This is a genomic window from Bacillus sp. SIMBA_031 (assembly GCF_046535225.1).
Classification (GTDB): domain Bacteria; phylum Bacillota; class Bacilli; order Bacillales; family Bacillaceae; genus Bacillus; species Bacillus velezensis.
Window position 1 is genome coordinate 219,241 of record NZ_JAWRXC010000001.1, and the last position, 23,418, is coordinate 242,658.

Sequence of the window (23,418 nt, forward strand, 5' to 3'; positions counted from 1 at the left end):
ATATATCGATTATATACTGACCAAAAAATCATTTTAAGGATTTCTGTGTATTTTTATGCCGTGTGTTTTCCGGTATCGGGTTAAAAAGGAAAAAAACGGACGTGAGGCATGATATAATAGACCGGCTGCATGCGAGGGAGGAATCCATGAAGAAAAAATTACTTCTCATTATCCTTAGCATTCTTGTTTATACGGCGCTGTTCGCTGTTTCCGCTTTTCACAAAGAGCCGGAGCAGCAGGCAGGGACAATGACGGATGTCAGCCGTCTCATGCCCGTGAAAATTAAGCAGACGGTCAAAGGAAAAGAGAAAGAAACATTGGTCGAAACGATTAAGGAAGCAAAGAGAAAGCATCTGAAGATCTCAATCGCAGGCGCCCAGCACTCAATGGGCGGCCAGACGTATTATGAAGACGGTATCGTTCTCGACATGACGGGCTACAACAAAATACTCGGTCTCGACCGAAAGAAAAAAATCATCAGAGTGCAGGCGGGAGCGACGTGGAATGATATTCAGCGCTATGTCAATCCGTACGGGCTCGCGGTAAAAGTCATGCAATCGCAAAACATTTTTACGATCGGCGGCTCACTGAGCGCCAACGCCCACGGCCGGGATATCCGGTACGGTTCGCTGATTGATACGGTCAAATCGTTTCATCTTTTAAAGGCGGACGGCAAAGTCATCACCGTTACTCCGAAAGATGACCTGTTTTCAGCCGTCATCGGCGGCTACGGCCTGTTCGGCGTCATCCTTGACGCGGATATTGAGCTGACGGATGATGAGCTTTATGAAATGAAAACGAAACGCATGAACGCTGATACATACAGTCAATATTTTACGCAGCATGTTCAGCGCAACCCCGCCGTGCGCATGCATCTCGCGCGGATCGCAACAGGGGATAAAGGCTTTTTGCATGACATGTATGTGACTGATTACACAATCTCAGACAATCAGAAAGAATTCAAGCGGCACAATGAACTGAAAGAAGATGAGCATCCGGCGCTGACGAAATTCGCGCTCGGCCTCTCCCGCCGGTATGACTGGGGAAGAAATTGGTTCTGGTCAACTCAGCAGTCTTATTTTCTCAGCCAAAACGGCGTGAAAGTCTCCAGGAACAATGTCATGCGGTCAGAATCGAAATTTTTGGAATATGAAAACACGGACAACACCGACGTGCTACAAGAATACTTCGTACCCGTCGGCGAATTTGCGCCGTACATTCATGACTTACGCAAGACGCTGTCACATGAAGATCTCAATCTCGTAAATATTACGATCCGCTACGTGCAAAAAAATGAAAAAGCCGATCTGTCATACGCAAAGGAAGACATGTTTTCACTCGTTCTTTTAATCAATGAAGGGTTTTCAAAAGACAGCCAGGCGAGTGCGGCGCGGATTGTCAGAAAAATGACGGATACGGCATTGCGCCACCGCGGCAGTTATTATCTCCCGTATATGCTGTATCAAACGAAAGAGCAGATGCGTGAGGCATATCCGAAAAGCGATATGTTCTTTCAGAAAAAACACAAATATGATCCGGATGACTTGTTTATGAATTATTTTTATCAGAGGTACAAATCATGAAACACAACCATTTAAAATGGCTGATCCTGTCTCAGAGCAGTGTCTTTTTTGCCGGCAGCCTGATCTTTCCGTTTTATATTTTATTTATTAAAAACATCGGTTCCAGCTACACGCAATTCGGTCTCTCATACGGCTTGTTCGGCCTGAGCGGCGCATTGATTCATCCGCTGCTCGGCCGGCTGTCGGCAAGACTGGACCCCCGCTGGTTCCTTATGGCAAATTCGTGGGGGATGGCGGTGCTTCTTCTGACGCTCCCGCACATTACCGGCGTGCACCAGGTTTATGTTGTGCAGGTGCTTTTGGGCCTGTTTGGCGCGATGCAAAAACACGGCGAGAAAATCATGATCGCCGATTACACCGACGGCGGGGAGCGGGGAAAAAAAGTCGGCAGCTATCATTTCTGGACGGCCGTATTTTCAGCTGCTGCCATTATTCTCGGCGGGTTTCTCGCTGATTTCTTTACGGTTTATATTATTTTTTACGCCAGCTCCGTGCTGTTTTTTATAAGCGGGCTGATGATGCTGAAGAAAACAGGCTGATCCGATCAGCCTGTTTTTCTTATGGAACTCCCTCGAACGAGAGGGGGTTTTTTTGTCAGCGAAAACAGATGGAAAATGAATGAAAAAATATTAAATATACAATTGAATTAATTTTTATTCATGTTATAATGTTAAATAATTTCACAAAAACCAAGAAGGTGAACCCGTTGAAAATAGGTATTATAGGCGCTACTGGTTATGGAGGCGCCGAACTTGTCAGGATTCTTAACCATCACCCTTATGCAGAGGATTGTATATTATATTCATCGAGCGACGAAGGAAAAGAATATGCCGCTTCATATCCGCATTTGAGGAATATAGCGTCACAATCACTTCAGCCGCTTCATATAGAAACGATCCGAAACGAAATTGATGTCATGTTCATAGCCGCGCCGCCCGGCGTCTCCGGAGAGTGGTCGCCCAAGCTGGCGGAGGCGGGCATCCCGGTCATTGATCTATCCGGCGATCTGCGGATTCAAAACCCGGCCGTGTATGAAAAGTGGTATAAGCGGAAGGGCGCTCCGAAAGGAACGATTCAAAGCGCGGTTTACGGTTTAGCTGAACTGCAAAAAGAAGAGATTCAGACTGCAAAGCTGATTGCCAATCCGGGATGTTTTCCGACGGCTGTGCTGCTCGGGCTCGCCCCGCTGGCGAAGAATAAGCTTTTACAAGATTCATTTCTGATTGTTGATGCGAAAACAGGCGTATCCGGCGCCGGCCGAAAAGCATCCATGGGCACTCATTATTCTGAGCTGAATGATAATTTCAAAATTTATAAGGTTAATGAGCATCAGCATACTCCGGAAATTGAACAGCAATTAGCGGCTTGGCAGCCCGGCACAGGCCCGATCACGTTTTCCGCTCATTTGGCGCCGATGACAAGGGGCATTATGGCGACGATGTATACGGAGGCTCCCCCGGGTATGTCTGCTGCACAGGTAAGAGAATTGTATTCCGAATTCTACAAAGATTCATATTTTGTCAGAATCAGGCCGGAAGGTGAATTTCCGGCGACGAAAGAGGTATACGGCAGCAATTTTTGTGATATCAGTGTCACTGTGGACGAAAGAACAAACCGTGCCACCATCGTTTCTGTCATAGATAATCTGATGAAAGGCGCCGCAGGGCAGGCGGTTCAAAATTTAAATATCATGAATGGCTGGCAGGAAGAAACGGGACTTACGATGACGCCAGTCTATCCATAGAACGAAAGAGGGATTCGAAAATATGATTCAGCTGAGTGAGGAAATCACGAAAATAAAAGGCGGCGTATCCTCGCCGAAAGGGTTTGAGGCAAAGGGCGTGCACTGCGGTTTGCGCTATTCAAAAAAAGATCTCGGAGCGATTATCAGCGAAGCGCCTGCAGTCAGTGCAGCGGTATATACGCAGAGCCATTTTCAGGCAGCGCCGCTGAAAGTGACGCAAGCCAGCTTGAAAAAAGAGGGTGTGCTTCAGGCGGTTATTGTCAACAGCGCGATTGCCAACGCCTGTACGGGAGACCAAGGATTAAAGGACGCCTATGAAATGCGGGACGGCTTCGCGAGCCAGCTCGGCATTGAGCCGGAGCTTGTTGCGGTTTCGTCAACCGGGGTGATCGGCGAGCTTTTAGATATGAAAAAAATTCAAGCGGGCATTGAACAGCTCGGTCAAGCGCCGTCCGTGTCCGGAGCATTTGAAGAAGCCATTTTGACGACGGATACAGTGACGAAACAGACGTGTTATGAACTGGTGATCGGCGGAGACATCATCACGATCGGCGGAGCGGCGAAAGGCTCCGGCATGATCCACCCCAACATGGCGACAATGCTCGGCTTTGTCACAACGGACGCGGCCGTGGAAGAACAGGCGCTCAAAAACGCGCTCAGAGAGATTACGGATGTTTCATTTAACCAAATCACCGTTGACGGAGAAACATCGACGAATGACATGGTGCTTGTGATGGCGAACGGCTGCGCGGGGAATGATTGCCTGGCGGAGGATCACCCGGACTGGCCGGCTTTTAAAAAGGGATTAAAGCTTGTATGCGAAGACCTTGCCAAAGATATTGCCAGAGACGGTGAAGGAGCGACGAAATTAATTGAAGCCAGAGTCGAAGGCGCGAAAAATAACCTTGAGGCGAATATTATCGCCAAAAAAATCGTCGGTTCAAGCCTTGTGAAGACCGCCGTTTACGGCACAGACGCCAACTGGGGGCGCATCATCGGCGCAATCGGGCACAGTGCGGCAAGCGTAACGGCCGAACAAGTGGAAGTTTTCCTCGGCGGCCAGTGTCTGTTTAAAAACAACGAACCTCAGCCGTTTTCGGAAACTGATGCTAAGGAGTACTTATCAGGTGATGAGATTACGATTGCAGTCCGCCTGCAGGAAGGCTCCGGCAGCGGCCGGGCATGGGGCTGTGACTTAACCTATGATTATATCAAAATCAATGCGAGCTATCGCACATAACAAAGGGGAGCGGCATGAAGAAAACCATCGTTTTTAAGTGCGGCGGAAGCGTAATCCGCGAGTTATCCGCCGATTTTTTTCAAAATGTAAAAGAGCTTATGCAATCGGGCTGGAACATTGCCGTCGTCCATGGAGGCGGCCCGGACATTTCAAGAATGCTGAAAACATTGCAGATTGAAACGGAATTTGTCAATGGACAGCGGAAAACGACCAAACCGGTGCTGGAAACAGCGGAAATGGTCTTGTCAGGGACGATCAATAAATTTTTCGTAACCGAACTCGCGAAAAACGGGCTGAAAGCCGCGGGAATATCAGGAAAGGACGGCGGTCTCCTTCAAGCATCTTACCTTAATCAAGACAAATACGGAGAAGTCGGCGAAATACAAAAAACCGATCCGTCAATCATTCACGCATTAATGAAAGAAGGCATCATTCCCGTTATCGCTCCGCTTTCCATGACAAGTGATTTCGAAACGCTGAACGTCAACGCAGACGCAGCGGCATCGGCCGTCGCTTCAGCCTTACACGCCGATAAACTTTTATTTGTCACGGATGTCGAAGGAATTATGGACGGAGAGAACAGGCTGGATACTTTGACGCCGCAAGAGATTCAGGCCCTCATAGATGACGGCGTGATTTCAGGAGGGATGATTCCGAAGGTAAACTCGGCATTATCGGCACTGAGTGAAGACGTCGAGGAAGTGCTGATCGTAAACGGAAAAGGAGCGTTTTTCACCGATCAAGCCTTCCAAGGAACAAAAATCGTCAAAGAAAAGGAGAGCGTGTCATGAGCAGTCTATTTCAAACCTACAGCCGCTGGCCCATCGATATCAAAAAAGCGAAAGGGACAATTGCAGAGGATGAAAACGGAAAAACGTATCTCGATTTTATTCAGGGCATCGCCGTTTCCAATCTCGGCCATTGTCATGATGAGGTCACAGAAGCAGTGAAAGAACAGCTTGACAGCGTATGGCACGTTTCCAATCTGTTTGAAAATGATCTTCAGGAAAAAGCCGCGGCAAAGCTTGCCGAACATAGCGCGGGAGATCTCGTTTTCTTCTGCAACAGCGGAGCCGAAGCGAATGAAGGCGCCATTAAGCTTGCCCGTAAAGCAACGGGAAAGACAAAAATTGTAACATTTCATCAATCCTTTCACGGACGGACCTATGCGGGGATGGCCGCCACCGGACAAGACAAAATCAAGATCGGTTTCGGACCGATGCTTGAAGGCTTTCACTATCTTCCGTTCAATGATCCGTCGGCATTCAGCACGCTTTCAAAAGAGGATGATATCGCCGCCGTCATGCTTGAGACGGTGCAGGGAGAAGGGGGAGTCAATCCCGCCGACCCGGAATTCATCGAAGCCTTACAGACATTTTGCAAAGACAAACAGGCGCTGCTTATCGCAGACGAGATTCAAACCGGAATCGGCCGGACGGGCAAGGCATTCGGCTATGAGCATTTCGGCATCTCGCCGGACATCATCACTGCTGCGAAAGGGCTTGGAAACGGTTTTCCCGCCGGAGCCGTGATCGGCAAAAAGAAGCTTGGAGACGCCTTTACGCCGGGTACGCATGGTACGACTTTCGGCGGCAATAAGCTTGCCATGGCAGCTGTGAAAGCAACCTTGGATATTGTGTTTCAGCCGGACTTTCTTCAGGCGGCGGCAGACAAAGGATCATTTTTAAAAGCGCAGCTGAACCATGAACTGACAGGGCCTTTTGTAAAAGAAATCCGCGGAAAAGGGTTATTGATCGGCATTGAATGCGCAGGTCCCGTGTCCGGCATCATCGGAGATCTGCAGGAACGCGGGCTTCTCGTGCTTCCGGCCGGACCGAATGTCATCAGGCTGCTCCCGCCGCTTACGGTTTCTGAAGAAGAAATGCTGTCGGCCGTCAGTATGCTGAAAGCAGCGATCGAAGCGCATTCGGCAGTGAAACGGTAATTTTTTTTCGGTATAAAAGTATAAAAATTCATATTTTTAATTAATTATTCATCAAGAGGTGGGCTTTAGATGAAAGGCTATTTAGTATTGGAAGACGGAACATCATTCGGCGGTGAACTTGAAAAAGAGGCCCGCTGTGTTGGCGAAGCTGTTTTTTTCACCGGAATGACAGGCTATCAGGAAGTGCTTACAGACCCGTCATATAAGGGTCAGATCATCGTCTTTACGTATCCGCTGATCGGAAACTACGGAATTAATGAAAAAGACCTCGAAAGTAAGATTCCTCAAGTCAAGGCTGTTGCCGTCTATGAAGCGTGTGAACATTTTTCTCACCATGAAGCAGTCTCAAGCTTGAGAGAGTATTTAAATAAATGGAACATCCCGCTCTTAACCGAAGTGGATACACGGGCCGTCGTCAAAACCATCCGCTCCGGCGGCACGATGAACGCTGCCGTGTCAACAACAGGAGAGATTCCCGCAGCATCCGGAACAGAAAACCCGGCGGAGCTGGCGCAGTCTGAAGACATCACGTCAATGGGGAACGGAGACCGGCATATTGCGCTCATTGATTTCGGTTATAAAAAATCAATCGCCTCGTCACTTGTAAAGCGCGGCTGTAAAGTAACGGTCATTCCGTATCAGCAGATGAACGCTGTTTACGACATTCAGCCCGACGGAATCGTGCTCTCAAATGGCCCGGGCGACCCGAAAGCGATTGCGCCGTACATGAACCGGATTACATCATTACTCAGTGATTTCCCCGCACTCGGCATTTGCCTCGGGCATCAGCTGATTGCCCTGGCTTTCGGAGGAAATACGTATAAGCTGCCGTTCGGCCACAGGGGTGCCAACCATCCCGTCATTGACCGGAAAACGAAACGGGTGTTTATGACAAGCCAGAACCACAGCTATGTCGTTGATGAAGCATCAATTGACGAAAACGAGCTGTCAATCAGATTTCATCATGTCAATGATACATCAGTGGAAGGGCTCATTCATAAGCGCCTTCCCGTATTAAGCGTCCAGTTCCACCCTGAAGCTCACCCCGGACCGGCTGAGAGCGAGTGGATATTTGATGAATTTCTAGAGAAAGTGATACCAGCAAGGAGAGAAATCGCTCATGCCTAAAGATACAACCATTTCCAGCATATTAGTCATCGGCTCCGGCCCCATCATCATCGGCCAGGCGGCTGAATTTGATTATTCAGGAACGCAGGGCTGCATGGCTCTGAAAGAAGAAGGATACCGCGTTATTCTAGTCAACAACAACCCGGCAACGATTATGACGGATGAGGCGTTTGCCGATGAAATATATTTTGAACCGCTCACAACCGACAGCATCGAGGCTATTATTGAAAAAGAAAAACCGGACGGTCTGCTTGCCAATTTGGGCGGCCAGACGGCATTGAATTTAGCCGTTAAGCTTGAAGAAGCAGGCGTGCTGAAGAAGCATCACGTCAAGCTTTTGGGAACATCGGTGGAAACTATTCAAAAAGGCGAAGACCGGGAGCAGTTCCGCGCCCTGATGAAAGAGCTCGATCAGCCCGTTCCGGAAAGCGAAATCGTCGACAACGAAGAAGACGCCCTCCGCTTCGCTGAGTCTATCGGATTTCCGGTCATTCTGAGACCGGCGTACACGCTAGGCGGAAAGGGAGGCGGAATCGCGAAAACGAAAGAATCGTTTCAGACGCTTATTAAACAGGCGCTGTTAGCAAGCCCGATCAGCCAATGCCTCGTCGAAAAAAGCATCGCCGGTTTTAAAGAAATCGAATATGAGGTCATGCGCGACAGCAATCATACATGCATCACCGTCTGCAATATGGAAAACATTGATCCCGTCGGCGTGCATACAGGGGACTCCATCGTCGTCGCACCGTCCCAAACGTTAACGGATGAAGAATATCAGATGCTGCGTTCAGCAAGCCTGGCGATTATTTCGGCGCTGGATGTAGTCGGCGGCTGCAACATTCAATTTGCGCTGGATCCGTTCAGCAAACAGTACTATGTCATTGAAGTGAACCCGCGTGTCAGCCGCTCTTCAGCTCTCGCGTCAAAAGCGACCGGCTATCCGATTGCCAAAATGGCGGCGAAACTTGCCGTCGGCTATACGCTTGATGAACTGAAAAATCCGCTGACGGGCTCTACTTATGCAAGCTTTGAACCGGCGCTTGATTATGTCATCGTCAAATTCCCGCGCTGGCCGTTTGATAAATTTAAACATGCCGACCGCACGCTCGGAACGAAGATGAAAGCGACGGGAGAGGTCATGGCGATCGAAAGAAATATGGAAGCGGCCATTCAAAAAGCGGCGGCCTCCCTTGAGCTGAAAACGATCGGCACCCGACTGCCTGAACTCGGCGGCTGTACGATCAATCAGCTGTGGGAATTAGCGGTAACGCCGGATGACCGGAGATTTTTCGTCGTCATGGAACTGTTAAGCCGCGGTGAAACGATAGAAGACATCCATGCCAAAACGAAAATTGACCCGTTTTTTCTCCATGTGTTCCGAAATATCATCACATTGGAAAACAAGCTGATGGAAGAAGGGGATCATCTGTCTGCCCCGCTTTTAAAGCAGGCGAAGGTAAAAGGCTTCACGGATGTCATGATCGCATCTCTCACGGGAAAAACGGAAGAAGACATCCGTGCTCTCAGAAAGAAATCAGGCATCGTCCCGTCGTTTAAAATCGTAGATACATGCGCCGCTGAATTTGATGCCAAGACGAATTATTTCTACTCCACCTACCTCGGGGAAAGCGACGGAGATATCAGCCGAAAAGAAAAAAAACGCGCCCTCATCATCGGCTCAGGCCCGATCCGCATCGGTCAGGGAGTGGAATTTGATTACAGCGCCGTCCACGGCGTTCTGACCCTGCAAAAGCTGGGGTATGAAACGATTATGATCAATAACAATCCGGAAACAGTAAGCACGGATTATGAAATCGCCGACCGGCTTTATTTTGAACCGCTGACGACAGAACATATTTTAAACGTGGCGGAACATGAAAACATTGATTTTGCCATCGTCCAGTTTGGGGGACAGACCGCGATCAATGCCGCTGAACCGCTGGAAAAAGCGGGCATTCCGCTGCTCGGAACATCCTTTGAAACCCTTGATGCGCTGGAGGATCGGGATCTGTTTTATCAGCTGCTTGATGACCTTGACCTGAAACATGCCAAAGGCGAAACCGCTTATTCAAAAGAAGAAGCAACGGAAAAAGCAAGCCGAATCGGCTACCCCGTGCTGATCCGTCCGTCTTATGTCATCGGTGGGATGGGCATGATCATCGTTGATTCAGAAGCGCAAATGTCAGAACTGCTGGAAAATGAAGCGGGCATGCCGTATCCGATTTTGATCGATCAGTACATTACAGGAAAAGAATTGGAGATCGATCTGATTTCCGACGGACATGAAGTATTCGTGCCGACTTACACAGAGCACATTGAGCGCGCCGGCGTCCATTCGGGCGACAGTTTTGCGATTCTTCCGGGTCCGTCTGTCACACCTGATATGCAGCGGAATATAAAAGAGGCCGCCGAAAAAATCGCGGTAAAACTGGCTTTTAAAGGCATCATGAACATTCAGTTTGTCATTGATGACAAAGGGGATATTCTCGTTCTTGAAGTGAACCCGCGGGCAAGCCGCACGGTTCCTGTCGTGTCTAAGGTGATGGGGGTGCCGATGATCCCGCTTGCCGCCAGATTGCTGGCCGGCGCTTCCCTTAAAGACATCAAGCCCGAGGTTCAAAATCAGCACGGAACGGCAGTGAAATTCCCGGTTTTTTCTTCTCACGCCATTCAGGATGTGGACGTAAAGCCCGGGCCGGAAATGAAGTCGACCGGAGAAGGCATGTGTGTCGCGTTTGACGCAGAAAGCGCCCTGAAAAAAATCTACGCGCACGTCTGGGAGAAAAAAGGCAGCATCTATCTGGAAGGCTGTGATGCGGAATTGGAACGTCAGGCTCAAGAGGCGGGATTTACCGTATGCAAAGATGCGTTCCCGGCATGGGCAGAGCGAAAGGATAAAGCGGTCCATATCAATTTCAATCACTCTGAAGAAGCGCGTAAACAACGGATCGAAGCCATGACGCACGGTGTGACGGTCTTTACTGAACCGGAAACCGTAAAGGCATTTTTAGCAAGCGGCTCCGGCAAACCTCAGCCTGTATCGCTCAAAGATCTTTATCAAAAGGAAGTGGCATCATGCACACAATAAAAGCGGAACACACATTAACCCATTTGTACGGAAAAGATTTTCTTTCCTTAAAAGATGTCAGCCCGTCAGACATCAATGCGCTTCTGACAGAAGCTTCATTATTAAAACAACATCCGATACAGCCGATTTTCCAAGGGAAAACATTGGCGATGATTTTTGAAAAATCTTCAACCCGCACACGCGTGTCTTTTGAAGCGGGAATGGCCCAGCTCGGGGGAACGGGACTATTTCTTTCAAGCAGCGACCTGCAGCTTGGGCGGGGGGAGACGGTCGCGGATACGGCGAAGGTGCTGTCCGGATTCGTTGATGCCATTATGATCCGCACCTTTGAACATGAAAAAGTCGAAGAGCTTGCCGAGCATGCAGACATTCCCGTCATAAACGGGCTGACCGACCGGTATCACCCGTGTCAGGCACTCGCGGATCTGTTAACGATACAAGAAATAAAAGGAGAACTGAAAGGAGTAAAGGTTGCCTATATCGGTGACGGAAATAATGTGGCGCATTCACTTATGATCGGCTGCGCAAAAATGGGCTGTGACATTGCGGTTGCTTCGCCGAAAGGCTATGAAGCAGAGGAAGAGGCGGTGGATGCCGCGAAAGAAGCGGCGGCTGTTTCCGGAGCGAAAATCACCCTTACCGAAAATCCTCAGGAAGCGGTGCGGGATGCAGACGTGATTTACTCCGACGTCTTCACGAGCATGGGGCAGGAGGAAGAGACGCAGCAGCGGCTGAATGTGTTTGCCCCGTATCAAGTCAATGCCTCACTCGTCAGTCTCGCCAAACCCGACTATACATTTTTGCATTGCCTGCCCGCGCATCGGGAGGAAGAGGTAACGTCCGAGATTATCGACGGCCCGAACTCTGCGGTATTTCAGCAGGCGGAAAACCGGCTTCACGCGCAAAAAGCGCTCCTGAAAGCTCTTCTTTACAAACAGGATGAACAAAAAAACCGCTGAATCTCATTCAGCGGTTTTTGATATTTCTCCGCATACAAGCGCATACTACATAAAAAAGAAAAAGGAGGAAATGACGTGGGACAGCAGCATCAATTCCGCCCGGGACAAAAAGCGCCGAATAACGGTGTGTACGTTGAAATCGGCGAAACGGGAAGCATGGTCAAAAACCCGCAAAAAATCAAGCTTACGGTGGGAGAAATGTTCCCTGAAACTTCAAACCATAACAGATTGTGGACGTATCAACGAAAACCGTGAACACAAAAAAACCTGCTGAATAGCAGGTTTTTTTTATTTAATGCTGGTTTGCATCCTGTTTGACAGGCATGATCTCCGCAAGAACAAAGACTAGCACCGCAATAACCACGGCGATAACGGAAGATTGTTTGAAGTTGTACGCCGCGCTGTTCATGGAGGCGATCAAATAACAGGCCATATGTGTTAAAAGGAACGTCCAAATAAAACCGATAACTAACCGCACGTTTCCACCTCGTCCTTCATTTTATTCTACGTTGTATCATACCATACATAAGGCGCGGGCGGAAGGTCATTTTTCTCATCAAAAAGCGCGCCTGAAACTGACATGTGCCCGCCTGTCCCGCCGTCTGAAGGAAAATTCAGTTCCTGTGATTGGGATAATAGCCAAAACATAGCAGCAAATAGGAGTTTATCCGATCCGTTTTCATTCTTCTTACATATGATAGCCAATAGAGAGATTAGGAGTAAAAGGAGGCGGGCAGGCATGGGGATAACGGAAAGATTTTTCCAATTCGGATCTGAGCTGAACGTCATCCATCTGCCGTATCGGCCGAACGGCTTCTGTATCTTTATTCTGGGGGACAGAACCCACTTTGTCAGCCGGGACTCAAGCTTTTGGCTCGAACATGAAGGGAGAAAGCAGCTGTTACATGTGCTGCTTGACAGAGGGTACACCATTTTTAACAGCAATTTATACGGACGGCATTGGGGTTCGGAAAAAGCCGCCCTTTACGCCAGACAGCTGATGCATTATGTGCTGAAACAAGAAACCCTCAATCCGAAAATACACTTGCTCGCAGAAGGCATGGGCGCCCTTATCGCCGATCAATTGCTGCAGTCTTCACCGGAGCATATCCGTTCAGCCGCAATGTTAGATCCTTGTCTTGACCTTCAAGCCCATTTTGAATCAGAGAAAGAAAATAAGTTTTTTTATAAGCAGTTTCTGAGGGAAACGGCACAAAGCTTCGGTGTTTCTGAAAAAGAGGCAAGCTTACTGAGCTATCAGACCATTACCGGCTGCCGCACCCGCGTGCCGGTACATATATGGCAAAGAACGGCCGGAGCGCCGTACCCGTACACCCTGCATGCGAACGCGTATAAAGAAGCCCGGGAAAAGACCGGAAGCAAGACTGATATCACATATCACCTGCTTGAGAACCCTGCGCGCATGTACAGAGCCATCTGCCGGTTTTTCCGCAGTCATGAAAAAGACCTGTAATGAATAGAATACAACAGCCATCTCTTTTCAGAGGGCTGTTTGGCTTGTGTGCGAATGAAAAACCGGAAAGGCGGCAGATGTGATGAAGACAGCGCTGATCATTGGAGCAGATGAATTTCTCGGCCTTTCATTGTGCGAACGGTTGATGGATGAGGGTGTGCATGTCGATGTCATTTTGGCAGAACCGGAGGACAAAACGAGGCAGCTGTATTTAGAAGAACGTTTAATGTGGCTCGCGAGAAACGGGCTTTTTCAAATAATAGATGAAATCGGTGAAAAGGAATACGATCGTATCTGCGTTCAATACGGGAGCGGGTGTCTGCCTGAAGAAAGGGCTGAGCCTTTATATTGGATTGTTTACAGTGAGGATCACGGAGACTGGGAAAAAAACGGTCAGCGGGATACGGCAAAAGCGATTATCCTTCCTCCCCTCTACGGTCCGTGGACAGAAGCAAAAGAAGATGGCGAAAGCAGGATCTATTTAGAAGACGCAGTCTGCGGGCTGATGAATCAGCTTGAGGCTGACGGCACAGAAGACGAAAATCAGATTATTACCCTGGAAATAAAAGAAAAAACGCAAAAAACGGAAGCAAAAGAAAAAATTCAAGAGTGGAAAAGACAATTTTCATCAATATTCGACATTTTTTAAGAAATACCTTCCATGTTATGTGCATTACCGCTACAATAAACGTATATCAATTATACATGTTATGAGTTTGAAAAGGGGTTGAACATGGCTTGATCACCAGGCTTGTCATGATCTTTTCTCTCCTCCTTTTATTGAGCGGATGCGCACAAACTCCGTTTAAAGGAAAAATTGAGAAGGTCGGAATGCTTTTTCCCGATACCATCAGTGACTTGGTATGGGGCACAAAAGGTTACAAAGGTTTATTAGCGATACAATCTGAATTTAACGTTGACGTTTATTATAAAGAAAATATCAGATCCGATGAAGATATTTTAAAAGCGATAGATGATTTTCATAAAAAAGGAGTCAATCTTTTATACGGGCACGGAAATGAATACGAGGAAATCTTCAATATGATCAGCAAGGATTATCCCGACATGGAATTCGTCGTCGCAAACGGAACGGCGAAAAGCGATAATGTCACAAGCGTTCACCTTATGGGTGAAGCAATGGGCTTTTTTGGGGGAATGACGGCCGCCCATATGTCAAAAACCAATGAGGTAGGCGTCATCGCCTCCTTTTTGTGGCAGCCTGAAGTAGACGGCTTTATCAAAGGGGCGAAATATGAAAAGCCTGATATCACCGTCAATACTGAATTTACGGACCACTGGGATAACGGCAATGAAGCGCTGCATCTATACGAGAAGTTAAAAGCGGAAGGCACGGATGTTGTATATCCGGCCGGAGACGGGTATAATGTTCCTGTCATTCAGCAAATCAAAAAAGACGGGCTTTATGCCATCGGCTATGTCGCCGAGCAATCGAATCTCGGTAAAAACACGGTGCTGACAAGCACGGTGCAAAACGTAGATAAAGCCTATACATTAATTGCCGAGCAATATAATAAAGGTACGCTCAAGAGCGGAGATCACAACTTTGATTTCAGGGAAGGAGTCGTTGAAATGGGGACGTTCAGCCCTCTGGTGGACAAAGCATTTCAAGACAAAATCTCAGACCTTGTCAAAACGTATAACCGAACAAATGAACTGCCGTCAAATGAATAGAGGTGGATACACATGCAGCATGAAAAGTCTCTTGAATTTATGCAGATCGCGATGAAATACCTGCCGGAAGCAAAGGCGGAGCTTGAGAAATCCGGCATAGATCTGTCTATGGAAATGATTCAGCCGTTTATGGACCTGTTTACATCGGTCATGGCGGAAGCGTATGAGCTTGGCAGATCTGATGCCGGGGAGCTGAATAAATAAAGAGAGCCACTTTTCATGAAGTGGCTTTTCACATGATTTTTTTCTTTATAGCGGACACCATCGGCGCGAAGTCTTTAAATACGGGCTTTAATTGATCCAGAGAGTTCATGATGGACCCCAGCTGATTCATCACGTGGTTGTAATCGATCTCTTCTTCGTTTTCAGCCTGAGGCTGCTCAGGGTTTTCTTCCGGTTCTTTATCCCGGTCTCTGGAATCGCCGAACATCATTTTGGAGAAAATATCCATAGTGAAGCCTCCTTTCGTCTTTCTTTTATTCTATGAGGAGCAGCGTCCGATAGTTTAGACGAATATATTGCCAACAGAAAAAAAATAGGGTAGAATTAGTACCTGATACTAATAATTGATCATAACTAATTAGTTTTAAATTCATTATAAAAAAGGAGTCTTTTCCAATGAAAGCTGGAATTCTTGGCGTCGGCCGTTACATCCCGGAAAAAGTGCTGACAAATCATGATCTTGAACAAATGGTAGATACATCGGACGAGTGGATTCGTACGAGAACAGGTATAGAAGAAAGAAGAATCGCCGCGGAAGATATGTATTCATCCGGCATGGCCGCTGAGGCTGCGCAAAAAGCGCTTGATCAGGCCGGCATTTCCGCTGAGGAGCTTGATATGATCCTCGTGGCGACGGTTACTCCTGACCAGTCTTTCCCGACCGTTTCCTGTATGATACAAGAGAAGCTCGGGGCCAAAAAAGCGTGCGCGATGGATATCAGCGCCGCGTGTGCGGGTTTTATGTACGGTATCGTAACCGCCAAACAATTCATTGAATCGCAAACATACAAACATGTCCTCGTGGTCGGCGTGGAAAAGCTCTCGAGCATTACCGACTGGGACGACCGCAATACGGCTGTGCTGTTCGGAGACGGAGCCGGAGCGGCGGTCATCGGACCGGTCAGCGACGACAGAGGCATACTGTCATTTGAGCTCGGAGCAGACGGTACAGGCGGCCAGCACTTGTACTTAGATGAAAAAGGGCATACAATCATGCATGGAAGAGAAGTATTCAAATTCGCCGTCCGGCAAATGGGTGAATCGAGTGTAAATGTCATTGAAAAAGCCGGCCTCTCCAAAGAGGACGTCGACTTTTTGATTCCGCATCAAGCAAACATCCGCATCATGGAAGCGGCACGGGAACGTTTGGAGCTTCCGGTTGAAAAGATGTCTAAAACAGTCCATAAATATGGAAACACATCCGCAGCATCCATTCCGATTTCATTAGTAGAGGAACTGGAAGCAGGCAAAATTAAAGACGGCGACGTCATCGTCATGGTCGGTTTCGGCGGAGGATTGACATGGGGCGCCATAGCAATACGCTGGGGACGATAAAAAAAGTGAGGTGCACACAAGATGAGTAAAAAAAGAGTAGTCGTTACAGGGCTTGGAGCCCTGTCTCCGCTTGGAAACGACGCAGAAACAAGCTGGAAAAATGCAATCGGCGGCGTATCCGGAATCGGACCGATCACACGTGTGGAATCGGACGAGTATCCGGCGAAAGTAGCTGCTGAACTGAAAGATTTCAATATTGAAAATCACATGGATAAAAAAGAAGCGCGAAAAATGGACCGCTTCACGCAATACGCTGTCGTAGCCGCGAAAATGGCCGTTCAAGATGCCGGTCTTAACATCACAGACGAGATCGCGCCGAGAGTCGGCGTTTGGGTCGGGTCCGGAATCGGCGGTCTTGAAACGCTTGAATCCCAATTCGAAATCTTCCTGACAAAAGGGCCGAGAAGGGTCAGCCCGTTCTTTGTTCCGATGATGATTCCTGATATGGCGACAGGCCAAATCTCAATCGCTCTCGGAGCAAAAGGAGTCAACTCCTGTACGGTGACGGCATGTGCGACGGGAACGAACTCTATCGGTGACGCGTTTAAAGTCATTCAGCGCGGCGATGCCGATGCGATGATTACGGGCGGAACAGAAGCGCCGCTGACAAGAATGTCATTTGCAGGCTTCAGCGCAAACAAAGCCCTTTCTACAAATCCTGATCCGAAAACGGCAAGCCGCCCGTTTGATAAAAACCGTGACGGCTTTGTCATGGGAGAAGGCGCGGGGATCATCGTGCTTGAAGAGCTTGAGCATGCCCTTGCCCGCGGTGCGAAAATCTACGGGGAAATTGTCGGCTACGGCTCAACGGGTGACGCCTACCACATTACCGCGCCTGCCCAAGACGGGGAAGGCGGTGCGAGAGCGATGCAGGAAGCAATCAAAGATGCGGGCATCAAGCCTGAAGAAATTGATTACATCAACGCTCACGGCACAAGCACGTACTACAATGATAAATACGAGACAAAAGCCATTAAGACCGTTTTCGGTGATCATGCGTACAAGCTTGCCGTCAGTTCGACAAAATCAATGACGGGTCATTTGTTAGGCGCTGCCGGAGGAATTGAAGCAATCTTCTCCGTCATGGCCATTAAAGACGGCATTATCCCGCCGACGATTAACATCGAAACACCTGATGAAGAGTGTGATTTAGATTATGTACCGGACAAAGCGCGCGAGCAGGATGTCAACGTCGTTCTCAGCAACTCGCTCGGCTTCGGCGGACATAATGCCACTTTGATCTTTAAAAAATATCAATAATACAGTTTTGACCGGCTGCCTGAAAAAGGTGGCCGGTTTTTTTGTGCGTGCATATGATAACAACAAGAGGAGGCGAACCGGTATGAGCGTCAAGCAGACATATCAATGGATGGAAAAGGCGGCATCCGTAAATGATCTGGCCCCGCATCTTTTGCCGCTTTTTTCAGGGGCCGATAAGAAAGAGTGGAAGCCGATACTCGGGATGCTGCAAAACCACGGCATGTTCCGCCATTTGAAGGACGGCGTTAGGACCAGTAAACGGCTGAAAGAAAAAGGATGCTACAGTCATATTCAAAAGGAGGAAGCCTATTTAAAGGAGAAGTGGAACGGGCCGGACGTGCCGATCGTAGTTTTGCCCGTCGATGAACGAAACCGGAAAATCCGTCAGGAATTCGGATCAAAATCCGGTCTGGCCTTTCGGGACAAAATGTTCCTCTTTCTATCGTCGGATAGTTCCAATTCAGCTGTATCCGCCCTTATGACACATGAATATAATCACGTCTGCCGGTTAGAACATGTGACAAAGGACGAAAAAGATGAGACATTTCTTGATACAATCATGATGGAGGGGCTGGCAGAATATGCTGTATATGAGCGGTTCGGCTCAAGTCTTACGGCGGAATGGACGTCATACTATACGCCTGAGCAGCTTGATTTTCTGTTTGAAAAAAGAGTCAAGCCGAACCTCCGCTTAACGAGAGACAGCAGAATGTTTTCCCAGCTGTTATACGGAAAAGGATACTTCCCCTCAATGCTCGGCTATGCTATCGGATTCAATATAGTAAAAAAATATTTAACCGATCATCAAAAAACAGTAAAAGAAGCATTGGCCATCCCTTCAAAAACCTTTCTGGAGGCAACGCATTAATAGATTAAAAGAATGGAAATTATTTAAGGATATTACATTTATCCTAAAAAATTCTTGCTTTTGTAATAATGATGTAATAATATACAACTATAAAATTTTTCGACTATTCTATATTTTGTGATAGCGAAACGTATGTTTCCCTCTGCTTCAGCGGAATGAGAAAGGGGCGTATCATGAGCACACTATTAGAAGTGAATAATTTAAAGACCTATTTTTTCAGAAAGAAACAGCCGATCCCCGCAGTCGACGGGGTTGATTTTCACATTAACAAAGGCGAAACCGTCGCTCTTGTAGGAGAATCCGGCTCGGGCAAAAGCATTACCTCGCTTTCTATTATGGGACTTGTCCAAGGCTCGGGCGGAAAAATTATGGACGGCTCGATTAAGCTTGAAGGCAGGGACCTGGCCTCCTTCACCGAAAACGAATATTGCAAAATCCGCGGAAATGACGTCTCTATGATCTTTCAGGAGCCCATGACTTCCCTGAATCCGGTGCTGACCATCGGCGAACAAATTACCGAAGTGCTTGAATACCATAAAAAAATGAATAAAAGAGAAGCGGCTAAAAAAGCCGTTGAGCTTCTGGAACTCGTCGGATTCTCCAGAGCGGAACAAGTGATGAAAGAATATCCGCACCGTCTTTCCGGAGGGATGAGACAGAGGGTGATGATCGCCATCGCGCTCAGCTGCAATCCGAAGCTTCTGATCGCTGATGAGCCGACGACGGCGCTTGATGTGACAATACAAGCCCAAGTATTGGAGCTGATGAAAGACCTCTGCAAAAAATTCGATACTTCCATTCTGCTGATCACTCACGATTTAGGTGTGGTTTCCGAAGCCGCCGACAGGGTGATCGTGATGTACTGCGGACAAGTCGTAGAGAGCGCGAGTGTGGAGGACTTATTTTTAAACCCTCTTCATCCGTATACCGAAGGGCTGTTAAACTCCATACCGGTGATAGATGGAGAGATTGATACATTAAAAGCGATCAAAGGCAGTGTCCCGACACCGGATAATCTTCCGGAAGGCTGCCGATTCGCCCCGAGGTGTTCAAAAGCGATGGACAAATGCAAAACAGGGCAGCCGGAGCTGATAACGCATGAAAGCGGCCGTTCTGTAAGATGTTTTTTATATGAGGAAGAGGGTGCCCAATCAAAATGACAGCTGCAGGCCAAGAAACGATTTTAGAGCTGAAAGACGTAAAAAAATATTTCCCGATCCGCTCCGGTTTTTTTCAAAGGAAAGTCGGTGATATAAAGGCTGTTGACGGCGTTTCTTTTTCACTGAAGCGCGGGGAGACGCTCGGCATCGTCGGTGAATCAGGATGCGGCAAATCAACGGCGGGAAGGACGATGATCCGTTTATACAAGCCGACAGACGGCCGGATTCTTTTTAAGGGTCAGGATATCTCGGGCTTATCTGAAGAAAAGCTGAGAAAAAGCGTCCGCAAAAACATCCAGATGGTCTTCCAAGATCCCTTCGCATCCCTTAACCCGAGGAAAACGCTGCGTTCTATTATTAAAGAACCGTTCCAGACTCACCATATGTACAGCATGAGCGAGCGGAACGAGCGAGTGGAGGAGCTGCTGGCGAAAGTCGGCCTTCATCCGAGCTTTGCAAACCGCTATCCGCACGAATTTTCCGGGGGGCAGCGCCAGCGGATCGGGATTGCGCGGGCTCTGACATTGAATCCCGAGCTGATTATTGCGGATGAACCCGTTTCCGCACTCGATGTCTCCATTCAGGCCCAGGTCATCAATCTGATGGAAGAACTACAGGAAGAATTCAACCTGACCTATTTGTTTATTTCTCATGATTTGAGTGTTGTCCGCCATATCAGCGACAGAGTCGGCGTCATGTATCTGGGAAAAATGATGGAGCTGACCGATAAACACGAGCTGTACGGCAATCCGCTTCACCCTTATACGCAAGCGCTTTTGTCTTCAGTGCCCGTCACGAGAAAAAAAGACGCCGTCAAGCGGGAACGAATCATCCTGAAAGGAGAACTGCCAAGCCCGGCAAACCCGCCGAAAGGCTGCGTGTTCCACACGCGGTGTCCGATGTCCAAACCGATCTGCAAGGAACAAATCCCGGCATTTGAAGAAGCCGCTCCCGGCCATTACGTCGCCTGCCATTTATATGCCTGAAATGACAAGCATCGAGAGGGGGTATGCCGGATTACATAACCTGTTTGCTGCATATATATCACAAAAGGGGGAATTGATATGAAATTACGTAAAAGCGCACTGATAATGCTAAGTGTTTTTATGGCGCTCGCCATCTTCCTGTCCGCCTGCTCCGGCTCAAAATCCACAAGCACCGAATCCAAACCGGCAGGAAAACCGCAAAAAGGCGGAGATTTGGTTGTCGGGTCAACCGGGGAACCCACACTTTTTAATCCACTTTATTCTACCGATGTTGCAAGTTCTGATATTGAAGGAATGATTTACAGTACATTATTGGAAACTGATGAGAAATTAAACGTCAAGCCGTCGCTGGCTGAAAAAGTAACAGAAGCTGACGGGGGATTAACGTATGATGTAAAACTGAAAAAAGGCGTTAAATTCCATGATGGAAAAGAGCTGACGGCCGATGATGTTGTTTTCACCTACAGCATCCCTCTTAACAAAGATTACAACGGTGAGCGTGGCTCGGGTTTTGAGTCCCTTAAATCCGTAACGAAAAAAGGAAAATATGAAATTCAGTTTAAAATGAAGAAAAAAGATGCCTATTTCTATAATGTCGTTCTCGACAGTTACGGCATTTTGCCTAAACATATATTGGGTAAGGTGCCAGTTGCAGATCTGGGAGAGAATGAATTTAACCGTAAAAATCCAATCGGCTCCGGTCCGTTTAAGTTTGTTGAGTGGAAAAAGGGCGAGTACGTCAAACTGGAAGCAAATGATGATTACTTTGGCGGCAGACCTTACCTTGATACAGTGACAGTAAAAACAATACCTGATTCTAACGCTGCCGTGGCTCAGTTAAAAGCGGGGGATATTGATTTCTTCGTTGTGCCGGGCACAGATTTTGATACGGTTAAAACGTTTGGAAATGTGAAGGTCAAATCTGATCTTGGCTTAAACTACAGCTATATCGGCTGGAATGAGAAAAAAGAGATCTTTAAAGACAAAAAAGTGCGTCAGGCATTGACTTACGCTCTTGACAGGCAGGCAATGGTGGATCAAGTGCTGAACGGAGACGGTAAGGTAGCGGATGTTCCTGAGAGTCCGCTGTCATGGAATTATCCGAAGTCTAAAGTGCCGACATTTGATTATAATCCGAAGAAAGCAAAGCAGCTGCTAAAAGAAGCCGGATGGGAAGACCATGACGGTGACGGCTACCTTGATAAAGACGGAAAAAAATTCTCGTTTGAAATTAAAACGAATCAAGGCAATAAAATTCGTGAAGATTTAGCTGTTGTCGTTCAGCAGCAACTAAAAGAAGTGGGAATTGAGGCTAAACCGCGAATTGTTGAATTCAGTGCGTTAATCGAACAGACAAGTGCCCCTAATTGGGATTATGACGCTCTTCTTCTCGGATGGAGTCTTGCAACGTTCCCGGATCAATTCTCTATCTTCCATTCAAGCCAATCGAAAAACGGGCTGAATAATATCTGGTATAAAAACCCGAAAGTCGATAAGCTGCTTGAAGAAGCGAAGACAATTACAGACAGAAAAGAATACCAAAAGAAATATGAAGAGATATACAAATTGATTGCTGAAGATCAGCCGTACAGCTTCTTATTCTATTACAATTACCACAGAGCGATGCCGAATAATTTACAAGGCTATGTATTCCACCCTAAAAATGACTTGTACAATATTGAAAAATGGTGGCTGGATCAAAAATAGCAAAAGCCCTGGAGAGGGAAGGAGGTTCCTTTCCTCTCTTATCCTATTTAAAAAGGGGACAAGAATATGGTTACATATATTTTACGGCGAACATTAATGTCCTTGCCGATTCTCTTAGGCATTACAATTTTGTCGTTTGCCATCATGAAAGCAGCGCCGGGAGACCCGATGTCACTTATGATGGACCCTACAATCAGTCAAGCGGACAGGGCTAAATTCATTGAAAAATATGGGTTGAATGATCCGGAACCTGTTCAATATGTGAAATGGCTGGGGAATATGCTGCAAGGGGATTTCGGGACTTCTATCGTCAAGAAAGGCACTCCAGTTTCTGAACTTATCTTATCCCGTTTACCGAATACGATTGTGCTTATGCTTTTCTCAACCCTTGTCGCTCTTCTTATTTCCATTCCATTTGGTGTTCTGTCAGCGAAACGTCCTTATTCAAAATTGGATTACGGGATAACTGTTACTTCATTTTTAGGGCTTGCCATTCCGAATTTTTGGTTCGGTTTGATTTTAATCATGGTTTTATCTGTAAATCTAGGGTGGTTTCCCACTGGCGGAGTAAGCACTTTGAATGCTGACTTTAACATATTTGACCGATTGCATCACTTGATTCTGCCTGCTTTTGTGCTCGCCACGGCAGACATGGCAGGGATAACGAGATACACAAGATCCAGTATGCTTGATGTGTTAAAACAGGATTATATACGAACGGCGCGTGCGAAAGGATTCCGAGATAATAAAGTGATTTTTAAACACGGTTTGAGAAACGGACTTCTTCCTGTCATCACTATTTTTGGTCTGATGATACCGTCATTTATCGGGGGAGCGGTAGTGGTAGAACAGATTTTTACTTGGCCGGGTCTCGGCAAATTGTTTATTGATTCAGCCTTTTCGCGGGATTATCCGGTTATCATGGCCATGACGGTCATTTCAGCTGTTTTGGTTGTGGTGGGGAATTTAATTGCGGACATCTTATATGCGCTGGTTGATCCCCGCATTGAATATTAACAAAGAGAGG

23 protein-coding genes are annotated in these 23,418 nt (G+C 47.5%); 21 read left to right on the forward strand and 2 right to left on the reverse strand.

Annotated features, from left to right (window positions below; all coding sequences use genetic code 11):
* Positions 1–146 precede the first annotated feature (146 nt).
* The 10 genes from SB724_RS01175 to SB724_RS01220 all read left to right on the forward strand — a co-directional run bounded on the left by SB724_RS01175 (position 147) and on the right by SB724_RS01220 (position 11,942).
* Positions 147–1,583: an FAD-binding oxidoreductase gene (locus SB724_RS01175; RefSeq protein WP_410569806.1), complete on the forward strand. Its 1,437-nt coding sequence runs from the start codon at positions 147–149 to the stop codon at positions 1,581–1,583.
* Positions 1,580–2,122: an MFS transporter gene (locus tag SB724_RS01180; protein WP_003155082.1), complete on the forward strand. Its 543-nt coding sequence runs from the start codon at positions 1,580–1,582 to the stop codon at positions 2,120–2,122. Before SB724_RS01175 ends, SB724_RS01180 begins: the two co-directional genes overlap by 4 nt.
* 167 nt (positions 2,123–2,289) lie before the next feature.
* Positions 2,290–3,327 carry an N-acetyl-gamma-glutamyl-phosphate reductase gene (gene argC, locus SB724_RS01185; RefSeq protein ID WP_061581901.1) on the forward strand — a complete coding sequence of 346 codons (1,038 nt, stop codon included), beginning with the start codon at positions 2,290–2,292 and terminating at the stop codon, positions 3,325–3,327.
* A 22-nt stretch (positions 3,328–3,349) separates the two neighbouring features.
* On the forward strand, positions 3,350–4,567 hold the full coding sequence (gene argJ / locus SB724_RS01190; protein WP_032874440.1) for a bifunctional ornithine acetyltransferase/N-acetylglutamate synthase: 1,218 nt from the start codon (positions 3,350–3,352) through the stop codon (positions 4,565–4,567).
* A 14-nt stretch (positions 4,568–4,581) separates the two neighbouring features.
* Positions 4,582–5,358, forward strand: a complete 777-nt coding sequence (argB, locus tag SB724_RS01195) for an acetylglutamate kinase (protein ID WP_265972228.1) — start codon at positions 4,582–4,584, stop codon at positions 5,356–5,358.
* Entirely contained in the window at positions 5,355–6,512 is a 1,158-nt protein-coding gene (gene argD, locus SB724_RS01200; protein WP_265972227.1) for an acetylornithine transaminase, read from the forward strand. Before argB ends, argD begins: the two co-directional genes overlap by 4 nt.
* Before the next feature lie 69 nt (positions 6,513–6,581).
* The gene (locus SB724_RS01205) at positions 6,582–7,640 is read left to right on the forward strand and encodes a carbamoyl phosphate synthase small subunit (RefSeq protein ID WP_012117273.1); all 1,059 of its coding nucleotides are present in this window, start codon (positions 6,582–6,584) and stop codon (positions 7,638–7,640) included.
* Complete coding sequence (carB, locus tag SB724_RS01210; protein ID WP_061581905.1) at positions 7,633–10,728, forward strand: carbamoyl-phosphate synthase (glutamine-hydrolyzing) large subunit; 3,096 nt, start codon at positions 7,633–7,635, stop codon at positions 10,726–10,728. The genes SB724_RS01205 and carB overlap by 8 nt, the downstream gene beginning before the upstream one ends.
* A complete protein-coding gene (gene argF / locus SB724_RS01215) occupies positions 10,716–11,687 on the forward strand; it encodes an ornithine carbamoyltransferase (protein ID WP_410569811.1) in 972 nt (323 codons plus the stop codon). The genes carB and argF overlap by 13 nt, the downstream gene beginning before the upstream one ends.
* 75 nt (positions 11,688–11,762) lie before the next feature.
* Positions 11,763–11,942 (forward strand): YjzC family protein, encoded by a 180-nt coding sequence (locus SB724_RS01220; RefSeq protein WP_003155070.1) that lies wholly within the window; start codon positions 11,763–11,765, stop codon positions 11,940–11,942.
* 37 nt (positions 11,943–11,979) lie between these two features.
* On the opposite strand, the gene SB724_RS01225 is transcribed toward SB724_RS01220, so the two are convergent.
* Positions 11,980–12,165, reverse strand: a complete 186-nt coding sequence (locus SB724_RS01225; RefSeq protein ID WP_032874447.1) for a YjzD family protein — start codon at positions 12,163–12,165, stop codon at positions 11,980–11,982.
* Between the two features lie 261 nt (positions 12,166–12,426).
* Between SB724_RS01225 and SB724_RS01230 the strand changes: the two genes are divergently transcribed.
* The 4 genes from SB724_RS01230 to SB724_RS01245 all read left to right on the forward strand — a co-directional run bounded on the left by SB724_RS01230 (position 12,427) and on the right by SB724_RS01245 (position 15,057).
* On the forward strand, positions 12,427–13,161 hold the full coding sequence (locus tag SB724_RS01230; protein ID WP_410569813.1) for a lipase family protein: 735 nt from the start codon (positions 12,427–12,429) through the stop codon (positions 13,159–13,161).
* 82 nt (positions 13,162–13,243) lie between these two features.
* Entirely contained in the window at positions 13,244–13,810 is a 567-nt protein-coding gene (locus SB724_RS01235; RefSeq protein ID WP_061581906.1) for a Rossmann-fold NAD(P)-binding domain-containing protein, read from the forward strand.
* An 89-nt stretch (positions 13,811–13,899) separates the two neighbouring features.
* Positions 13,900–14,853 (forward strand): BMP family ABC transporter substrate-binding protein, encoded by a 954-nt coding sequence (locus tag SB724_RS01240; RefSeq protein ID WP_007610578.1) that lies wholly within the window; start codon positions 13,900–13,902, stop codon positions 14,851–14,853.
* Positions 14,854–14,865: 12 nt separating this feature from the next.
* The gene (locus SB724_RS01245) at positions 14,866–15,057 is read left to right on the forward strand and encodes a ComZ family protein (RefSeq protein WP_003155061.1); all 192 of its coding nucleotides are present in this window, start codon (positions 14,866–14,868) and stop codon (positions 15,055–15,057) included.
* A gap of 28 nt (positions 15,058–15,085) precedes the next feature.
* Here the strand turns inward: SB724_RS01245 and SB724_RS01250 are convergent, their stop codons facing one another.
* Positions 15,086–15,304, reverse strand: coding sequence for a hypothetical protein (locus SB724_RS01250; protein ID WP_007409123.1), 219 nt, complete (start codon positions 15,302–15,304; stop codon positions 15,086–15,088).
* A gap of 167 nt (positions 15,305–15,471) precedes the next feature.
* Here SB724_RS01250 and SB724_RS01255 point away from each other — a divergent pair, with 167 nt between their 5' ends.
* The 7 genes from SB724_RS01255 to SB724_RS01285 all read left to right on the forward strand — a co-directional run bounded on the left by SB724_RS01255 (position 15,472) and on the right by SB724_RS01285 (position 23,408).
* On the forward strand, positions 15,472–16,410 hold the full coding sequence (locus SB724_RS01255) for a beta-ketoacyl-ACP synthase III (RefSeq protein WP_007409122.1): 939 nt from the start codon (positions 15,472–15,474) through the stop codon (positions 16,408–16,410).
* A gap of 21 nt (positions 16,411–16,431) precedes the next feature.
* Positions 16,432–17,670: a beta-ketoacyl-ACP synthase II gene (gene fabF / locus SB724_RS01260; protein WP_007610580.1), complete on the forward strand. Its 1,239-nt coding sequence runs from the start codon at positions 16,432–16,434 to the stop codon at positions 17,668–17,670.
* 82 nt (positions 17,671–17,752) lie between these two features.
* On the forward strand, positions 17,753–18,538 hold the full coding sequence (locus SB724_RS01265; protein WP_410569816.1) for a DUF2268 domain-containing putative Zn-dependent protease: 786 nt from the start codon (positions 17,753–17,755) through the stop codon (positions 18,536–18,538).
* 173 nt (positions 18,539–18,711) lie between these two features.
* Positions 18,712–19,698: an ABC transporter ATP-binding protein gene (locus tag SB724_RS01270; RefSeq protein ID WP_029325950.1), complete on the forward strand. Its 987-nt coding sequence runs from the start codon at positions 18,712–18,714 to the stop codon at positions 19,696–19,698.
* Positions 19,695–20,684 carry an ABC transporter ATP-binding protein gene (locus tag SB724_RS01275; protein ID WP_410569818.1) on the forward strand — a complete coding sequence of 330 codons (990 nt, stop codon included), beginning with the start codon at positions 19,695–19,697 and terminating at the stop codon, positions 20,682–20,684. Before SB724_RS01270 ends, SB724_RS01275 begins: the two co-directional genes overlap by 4 nt.
* Before the next feature lie 78 nt (positions 20,685–20,762).
* Positions 20,763–22,391 (forward strand): peptide-binding protein, encoded by a 1,629-nt coding sequence (locus SB724_RS01280; protein WP_045207116.1) that lies wholly within the window; start codon positions 20,763–20,765, stop codon positions 22,389–22,391.
* 66 nt (positions 22,392–22,457) lie between these two features.
* Positions 22,458–23,408, forward strand: a complete 951-nt coding sequence (locus SB724_RS01285) for an ABC transporter permease (RefSeq protein WP_003155051.1) — start codon at positions 22,458–22,460, stop codon at positions 23,406–23,408.
* The last annotated feature ends 10 nt before the right edge of the window (positions 23,409–23,418 follow it).